Genomic DNA, 4,968 nt, shown 5'->3' with positions numbered 1-4,968 from the left:
GCGTCGTCCAGACCGGCCGCGCGCAGCGCGTCCCACTTGCCGGGGTTGGCGGTGCCGTACACCTCCAGGCCCAGGTGCCGGGCCAGTTGGACGGCCGCCATGCCGACGCCGCCGGCCGCCGCGTGCACCAGCACCGACTCGCCGGGCCGGGCCGCGGCCACGTCCACCAGCCCGTAGTAGGCGGTCAGGAAGGCGACGGGCACCGAGGCGGCCTCGGTGAAGGTCCAGCCGGCCGGGATCCGGGCCAGCAGCCGCCGGTCGGTGACCGCCCGGTCGGCGAGGCCGCCGCCGTCGAAGTGGCCGAACACCCGGTCGCCGACGGCCAGATCGGTGACGGCGGCGCCGACCTCGGTCACCACACCCGCGGCCTCGGCGCCCATCACGGCGCGCTCGGGGTACATGCCGAGCGCGAGCAGCACGTCGCGGAAGTTCACGCCGGCCGCGCGGACGCCGATCCGCACCTGGTCGGCGCCCAGCGGGGCGTCGGCCTCGGCGGCGGGTACCAGGGCGAGGGCCTCCAGAGTGCCCTCCTCGGTGACGTCCAGGCGCCAGGCGCCGGGCCCGTCGGGGGCGGTGAGGCCGTGGGCGGCGCTCTGCCGGACGAGCCGGGGGGCGCGGGCCCCGCCCTCGCGCAGGGCGAGCTGCGGTTCGTCCTGGACGGTGGCCCAGGCCTGCCAGTCGGCGTCCTGGCCGGCCGGGTCGCGGTCCAGCAGCAGCACGCGGCCGGGGTGCTCCGACTGGGCGGAGCGCAGCAGGCCCCACACGGCCGCGCCGGCCAGGTCGGTCACCGGCTGCCCGGGGGCGGCCGGGACGGCGCCGCGGGTGACGACCACCAGCCGGGTGTCGGCGAAGCGGTCGGCGGCGAGGAACTCCTGGACGGTGCGCAGGACTTCGGTGGTGGTCCGGCGGACGGCCAGGGCCGGTCCGCCGTCGGATGCGGCGGGCGGCAGGGTCAGCACGACCACCGGGGGCGTCGCGCCGTCCTCGACGGCGTCGATCCCCCGCCAGTCCGAGGCGTCGGGCCGGGCCGGGGCCGGCTGCGCCAGCGGGGTCCAGTCGACGGTGAACAGGGCGTCGTGGACGGCGCGTTCGCCGGCCCGCCGCAGCGTCGCGGCGGCGACCTCTTCTCCATCGGCATCGGCCCGTCGAGCTCCCACACCGTGGGTCCGATGCGCGCCGCCCGGATGTTCGCCCGCCGACTGCGCTCCGAAGGCCTCCTGGACGGGGTGACGGGGGTGCGCGCCGAGCTGTACGGCTCGCTCGGCGCCACCGGCCACGGCCACGGCACCCCGAAGGCCGTCCTGCTGGGCCTGGAGAACGCCTCGCCCCGCACCGTCGACGTCGACCAGGCCGACAAGGACGTCGAGCGGATCATCGCCGAGAAGCGGATCAACCTGGTCGGCGAGCACACCATCGACTTCGACCCGGACACCCAGCTGGTCCTGCACCGCCGCCGCTCGCTGCCGTACCACGCCAACGGCATGACCCTGTGGGCGTACGCGGCGGACGGCTCGACCCTGCTGGAGAAGACCTACTACTCGGTCGGCGGCGGCTTCGTGGTGGACGAGGACGCGATCGGCGCGGACCGGGTCAAGCCCGACGACACCGCGCTGAAGTACCCCTTCCGCACCGGTGACGAGCTGCTGCGGCTCAGCCGGGAGACCGGCCTGTCGATCTCCGGCCTGATGCTGGAGAACGAGAAGGCCTGGCGCAGCGAGGAGGAGATCCGGACCGGTCTGCTGGAGATCTGGTCCGTGATGCAGGAGTGCGTGCGGGCCGGCATGTCCCGCGAGGGCATCCTGCCGGGCGGGCTGAAGGTCCGCCGCCGGGCCGCGTCCGGCGCCCGTGCGCTGCGCGCCGAGGGCATCGGGCCGGCCAACGCGATGGAGTGGGTGACCCTCTACGCGATGGCCGTCAACGAGGAGAACGCCTCCGGGCGCCGGGTGGTCACCGCGCCGACCAACGGCGCCGCCGGGATCATCCCGGCCGTCCTGCACTACTACCTGAACTTCATCCCGGGCGCCGACGACGACGGCATCGTCCGCTTCCTGCTCGCGGCCGGCGCCATCGGCATGCTCTTCAAGGAGAACGCCTCCATCTCCGGCGCCGAGGTCGGCTGCCAGGGCGAGGTCGGCTCCGCCTGCTCGATGGCCGCGGGCGGCCTCGCCGAGGTCCTCGGCGGCACCCCCGAGCAGGTCGAGAACGCCGCCGAGATCGGCATCGAGCACAACCTCGGCCTCACCTGCGACCCGGTCGGCGGCCTGGTCCAGATCCCCTGCATCGAGCGCAACGGCATGGCGTCCGTCAAGGCCGTCACCGCGGCCCGGATGGCCCTGCGCGGCGACGGACGGCACCACGTCTCGCTGGACAAGGCGATCAAGACGATGAAGGAGACCGGGGCCGACATGAAGATCAAGTACAAGGAGACCTCGCGCGGCGGCCTCGCCGTGAACGTCATCGAGTGCTGATCACCCGCTGATCCCGACAGCCTGACGGCCCCCGGCGGAGTCCTGCTCCGCCGGGGGCCGTTTCGCGTGCCTCGGACGCGTCAGGCCTTCGTCTCCGCCTGGGCTTCGGCCCGGGCTTCGGCCGGGGCATCGGTCCGGGTTCCGGCTCCGGCCGGCTCCTGGGCCCGGCGCGGGCGGACCAGGCAGGCGAGGGCGGTCGCCGCGGCCGCCAGCAGGACCCCGCCCACGACCGTGCCGTGCAGGCCGCCGGTGACCGCCGCCCCGACGGCGTCGCGGACCTCCGCCGGGAGGCCGTCGAGGGAGGCCGGGGTCAGCCCGCCGCCGGTGAGCCGGCCGGCCTCGGCGGACCCGAGGCGCTCCGTGAGGGAGTCCGTGAGCCGCGCCGTGTAGACCGCGCCGAGCGCCGCCATGCCGAGCGAGCCGCCGATGCTCCGCAGCAGCGTGACCACGCCCATCGCCGCGCCCATGTCCTGGGGCGGCACGGCCCCCATCGAGGTCAGCAGGGTGCTCTGCATCACCAGGCCGAGGCCGATCCCGGCGACTGCCGTGAGGGCCGAGGCCAGGGCGATCGGGGTGTCGGTGCGCAGGAGCAGCAGCAGTGCGCCGCCGGCCAGGGTGAGCGCGCCGCCCAGCAGCGGGTAGCGCCGCTCGCCGCCCGGCCGGCCCATCAGCCGCGCCGTCACCAGCTGGGTGCCCATCATGCCGAGCATCAGCGGCAGCAGGAGCAGGCCGCCGGCGGTGGGTGAGGCGCCCCGGGCCAGTTGCAGGTAGAGCGGCAGGTAGCCGACCAGAGCGATCATCACCGCGCCGGTGAGGAAGCCGAGCACCTGCGCCACCGTGAAGTTGCGGTCGCGGAACAGCGCGGGCGGGATCAGCGGCCCGGGGGCGCGCAGTTCGGTCCGGACGAACCAGCCCAGCGCGACCAGCGCGACGAGCGCCGTGCCGAGGAGCACCGGGGAGGTCCAGGAGTAGGCGGCGCCGCCCCAGCTGCCGACCAGGGTGAGCGCGAGGATGCCGGTGGTCAGCAGGACGACCCCGGCCCAGTCGAACGGGGCGCGCACCCGCTCGGTCCGCAGCCGTACCCCGACGCCGACCGCGAGCAGCGCGACCAGCCCGACCGGCAGGTTGACGTAGAAGGCCCAGCGCCAGCTCAGCCGTTCGGTGAGGAAGCCGCCGAGCAGCGGTCCGCCGACGAAGGCGATCGGCATCAGCACGCCGACCACCGACTGCACCCGCGCCCGGTCGGAGGCGGGGACGAGCACCCCGATCACCGAGAGCGCGCCGACCATCAGCCCGCCCGCGCCGATCCCCTGGAGGCCCCGGAAAGCGATCAACTGCCCCATGTCCTGGGCGAGTCCGGCCAGCACCGAGCCCGCCAGGAACACCACCACCGCCCACTGGTAGGCGCCCTTGCGCCCGTACAGGTCGCCGAGCCTGCCCCAGAGCGGGGTGGCCGCGGCGGAGGTCAGCAGGTAGGCGGTGACCGCCCAGGAGAGGTGCTCCAGTCCGCCGAGGTCGCCGACGACGGTCGGCAGCGCGGTGCCGATGATCTGCCCGTCGAGGGCCGAGAGGAAGATGCCGAGCATCAGCCCGATGACACCGAGCAACGGCGGCTTGGGCCGCTCCTCGGCCTGCCTCTCGGCCTGCCTCTCGGCCTGACCCTCGACCTGGCTCTCGACCTGGCTCTCGGCCGGTTCCGTGGCCATGGTCTCCGCCCCCTGCCCCGGCTCAGGCCGCGAACGGGCGGGCCCGGCGGGCGTCCCGCAGTGCCTGGGCCCACCAGACGAGCTGGTCGAGCATGGTCTTGGCGGCGGCGTCGGCGGCCGGGTCGATCGCCTTGCCGTCGGCGTCGAAGCGCTGGCCGGCGCCGTGGAAGCTGACCGTGTTGCGGATCGTCGCGGCGTTCAGCTCGGCCAGCACCACCCGGAGCTGTTCGACGGCCCGCAGGCCCCCGGACAGGCCGCCGTACGAGACGAAGGCGACCGGCTTGCCGTGCCACTGCCGGTTGTGCCAGTCGATGGCGTTCTTCAGCGGGGCCGGGAAGCTGTGGTTGTACTCGGGCGTGACGATCACGAAGGCGTCGGCCGCTTCCAGTCGGGGCGATACGGCGGCCAGCAACTCGGCGTCGCCCGGCGGAAGTTCACCGCCGAACGACGGGAAGGTGGTGGGCAGTGGGGTCTCCACCAGGTCGATCCGGTCGGCGGTCAGGTCGCCGTGGGCCTCCAGGTGGCCGAGCAGCCAGTCGGTGACCACCGGGCCGAAGCGGCCCTCGCGGGTGCTGCCGACGAGGACGGCGACCTTCAGGCTCTGCTCCGTGGACATGGGAATCCCCCTCCGGGACAACTGCTGTGTACGGCGTATCTGCCGGATACAACGTACACATCGGCGCGTACGTCGTCCACTGTGGATACGCCGTACACGCGGAGTGCTACGGTGGGCCCGACCCCAGTCGGAAGGAGCCCGCCCCGTGCCCGCTCAACAGGCCCCAGCCGGGGACACC

The 4,968-nt window shown here is 74.5% G+C and carries 4 protein-coding genes; 1 reads left to right on the top strand and 3 read right to left on the bottom strand.

Annotation, left to right across the window (positions count from 1 at the left end; genetic code table 11):
* Positions 1–1,157 (bottom strand): alcohol dehydrogenase catalytic domain-containing protein (locus tag ACIQOV_RS27395; RefSeq protein ID WP_401052925.1); only part of this gene is annotated, 1,157 nt, incomplete at its 3' end.
* Between ACIQOV_RS27395 and ACIQOV_RS27390 the strand changes: the two genes are divergently transcribed.
* On the top strand, positions 1,077–2,468 hold the full coding sequence (locus tag ACIQOV_RS27390) for an L-serine ammonia-lyase (protein WP_401052922.1): 1,392 nt from the start codon (positions 1,077–1,079) through the stop codon (positions 2,466–2,468). The genes ACIQOV_RS27395 and ACIQOV_RS27390 overlap by 81 nt on opposite strands.
* An 80-nt stretch (positions 2,469–2,548) precedes the next feature.
* Here the strand turns inward: ACIQOV_RS27390 and ACIQOV_RS27385 are convergent, their stop codons facing one another.
* Together ACIQOV_RS27385 and ACIQOV_RS27380 are read right to left on the bottom strand one after the other, a co-directional pair.
* The gene (locus ACIQOV_RS27385) at positions 2,549–4,174 is read right to left on the bottom strand and encodes an MDR family MFS transporter (RefSeq protein WP_401052919.1); all 1,626 of its coding nucleotides are present in this window, start codon (positions 4,172–4,174) and stop codon (positions 2,549–2,551) included.
* 22 nt (positions 4,175–4,196) lie between these two features.
* Positions 4,197–4,790 (bottom strand): NADPH-dependent FMN reductase, encoded by a 594-nt coding sequence (locus ACIQOV_RS27380; RefSeq protein WP_401052916.1) that lies wholly within the window; start codon positions 4,788–4,790, stop codon positions 4,197–4,199.
* Between the last annotated feature and the right edge of the window lie 178 nt (positions 4,791–4,968).

The sequence above is a fragment of the Kitasatospora sp. NPDC091257 genome, from assembly GCF_044757675.1.
Classification (GTDB): Bacteria; Actinomycetota; Actinomycetes; order Streptomycetales; family Streptomycetaceae; genus Kitasatospora; species Kitasatospora lactacystinica.
The sequence above is the reverse complement of the archived record's forward strand: the minus strand, read 5'-3'. Positions and strand labels throughout refer to the sequence as shown.

What these genes read in the sequence shown, in the direction of transcription:
- ACIQOV_RS27380 (WP_401052916.1), bottom strand. Translation starts at nt 4,790, where the DNA reads ATGTCCACGGAGCAGAGCCTGAAGGTCGCCGTCCTCGTCGGCAGCACC.
- ACIQOV_RS27385 (WP_401052919.1), bottom strand. Translation starts at nt 4,174, where the DNA reads ATGGCCACGGAACCGGCCGAGAGCCAGGTCGAGAGCCAGGTCGAGGGT.